Source organism: Paenarthrobacter sp. TAF1 (assembly GCF_052113825.1).
Lineage (GTDB): Bacteria > Actinomycetota > Actinomycetes > Actinomycetales > Micrococcaceae > Arthrobacter > Arthrobacter nicotinovorans.
Genome location: NZ_JBFRDO010000042.1, coordinates 1 through 2,339, shown reverse-complemented (window position 1 = coordinate 2,339; position 2,339 = coordinate 1). Strand labels below are relative to the sequence as shown.

At 60.4% G+C, this 2,339-nt stretch carries 4 protein-coding genes; all 4 read right to left on the bottom strand.

The genetic code is table 11. The annotated features are described in order from the left end of the window. Window positions 1–705 (bottom strand): hypothetical protein (locus AB4Y81_RS21500; RefSeq protein ID WP_441996928.1); only part of this gene is annotated, 705 nt, incomplete at its 3' end. 2 nt (window positions 706–707) lie between these two features. Continuing rightward, the gene (locus AB4Y81_RS21495; RefSeq protein ID WP_055973697.1) at window positions 708–1,214 is read right to left on the bottom strand and encodes an RNA polymerase sigma factor; all 507 of its coding nucleotides are present in this window, start codon (window positions 1,212–1,214) and stop codon (window positions 708–710) included. Window positions 1,215–1,385: 171 nt separating this feature from the next. After that, window positions 1,386–1,598, bottom strand: a complete 213-nt coding sequence (locus tag AB4Y81_RS21490; RefSeq protein WP_018780130.1) for a hypothetical protein — start codon at window positions 1,596–1,598, stop codon at window positions 1,386–1,388. A 31-nt stretch (window positions 1,599–1,629) separates the two neighbouring features. Then, a complete protein-coding gene (locus tag AB4Y81_RS21485) occupies window positions 1,630–2,127 on the bottom strand; it encodes a hypothetical protein (RefSeq protein ID WP_441996927.1) in 498 nt (165 codons plus the stop codon). Window positions 2,128–2,339 lie beyond the last annotated feature (212 nt).

The following is a 2,339-nucleotide window of genomic DNA, read 5'->3' as shown; positions in this document are numbered from 1 at the left end:
GGTCCACAACTGTGTGAAATCGGTCAGGTATCGGCCGTTGCTTTGGAGCGTGGCAAAGTTGAAATAAACGTTGCCACCGTCGAGGCCGATGGCCCTGATCCCCTCATCTGAAATGGAGTATGCGAGCCAGCCTTCGGCGCACCCAAGGACGGTGTAGTACTGCTGCTCATTGGCCGGGATCGGCTTAATCGCCTGGACTTGGTCGTTCCGCCGGATATCGATGTTGTCAGGGGTGCAGGCGCCCGCAGCTGGGCCGGCGGGCGCGGTCGCTGGTGGTGCCGTGGTCGGCGCCGGGATCGGGGTGATAACCGTGGTCGAGGTCGGAGAAGGGGTCCATGCCGGGGTTTCGGTTGGGGTGGTTGTCGGTGTGGGGCTTGCCGTCGCGGAAGGGGTAACCGTTGGCGACGCGGTGGGCGTTGGCGTAGGGGTGGCCGTGACAGTGGGGGTGTCGGTCGTGGCCGGTGCCGGCGCCGATTGCGGGACGAGGTTGCCGGCTACGACGACCGCCCCGATGACAGCTGCCGCAGCGAGAACCACACCTGTGGTGGCCGCCCACCCTTTACGCCGAGGTTTGCGGTCGGCGAGAGAAACGACGTTGGGATCATCGGAGAAGACATGGGACCGGCTCGGCAGGACACCGGGGGTGGTGCCGGGTTCGGGGACGTTTGGTTTTGCGTTTTTCATGAGTTGTTCGATGCGGTCCATGGTTAGACTTCCCGTTCTGTCATGAGGTGTTGTGGTGCGGCTTTCGCGAACGCTTTCCGGGCCCGGTGGAGCCTGACCGCGGCAGCGGAGGCTGTACACCCAAGGCTTTCAGCCAGTTCCGCGGTGGTGAGGTCATCCCAGTAGGAGAGCATCAGGATTTCCCGATCGCGGTCCTTGAGCCTGGAGAGGATCTCCGCAACGGTGGCCTGCTGCTCGTCATCGCTGGTAGTAACGGCCTGGACCCGCGCTTCTTCGGCCAGGCGCTGCATGAGTTGATCGCGACGGCTCCGGCCTTTGTACTCATTGCCCAGTACATTCCTGGCTGTGGCTATCAGCCATCCGACGCCGGGCGGCTCGGGCGGTTGTTTTTCCCACACGATTCGGAACACGTCATTGGCCAGTTCCTCGGCCCGTTCGCGGTCGTTGATCCGGTACGCGATGTACTGGTAGATGCGGCTGAAGTGTTCAGCGTGAAGAGCAATCAGTTTCTGCTCTCTGGTAGCCAACATCCTTGTTCTGTTCCCCCGGACTAGTGCGATGTGATGTGTCAACCACTAAGTGTCCCGGGAATCGTTGTTTCTTACACAACCGTAGAAAAAGTTTAGGCATCTGTTCCGGTAGCCCTCTTAAATGAGGAGATACCCGGCAAAATCCCCCAATGAGCGTGCCGGGTATCTCTTTTAGAGCCGCTGCGCGGCCAAGTCGTCGCCGCTGGGTCTCTGCTTGCCTGCGTGACGGGCCGACCACACGCTTCTGCAGGCATGCACGACCGGGACGACGACGAACATCGCGGCTACCAGGACAACTGTCGAAACGGCGACGACGATCACGCCGATGAGATGAACGAGCAGTACGCCGAAGATCACCACTGAGTGGGCGTCTATGAATTCCATGGTTAATTTCTTGTGCTTGGAGTGGAGGTGGTTACGGAGCGCCGGTTGCTGGGCCGGGACCAACAAGTTGTTCCCTCAGCCGGACTGGGATGCCGTTTGTGGCGAACTGGGCGTCCATAGCCTCTTGCACGGTGGCGTATTTTCCGTCCCGTACGTCAAAGGCAAGGAATTCCCAGTTATGGACGCTGGTCCACAACTGTGTGAAATCGGTCAGGTATCGGCCGTTGCTTTGGAGCGTGGCAAAGTTGAAATAAACGTTGCCACCGTCGAGGCCGATGGCCCTGATCCCCTCATCTGAAATGGAGTACGCAAGCCAGCCTTCGGCGCACCCAAGGACCGTGTAGTACTGCTGCTCATTGGCCGGGATGGGCTTGATCGCCCGGACTTGGTCGTGACGCTGGATGTCGATGTTGGCCGGGGCGCACGCGCCCGTGGTGGGGCCACCGGGTGCTGGGGTCGCGGGGCCGGGGCCGACAAGCTGCGTCCTGAGTCGGACAGGAATGCCATAAGTGGCAAACTGGGCATCCATACCCTCTTGCACGGTTGCGTATTTCCCATTCTGAACGTCATAGGCGAGAAAGTCCCAGTTATGGACGCTGGTCCACAACTGTGTGAAATCGGTCAGGTATCGGCCGTTGCTTTGGAGCGTGGCAAAGTTGAAATAAACGTTGCCACCGTCGAGGCCGATGGCCCAACGTTGCCACCGTCGAGGCCGATGGCCCTGATCCCCTCATCTGAAAT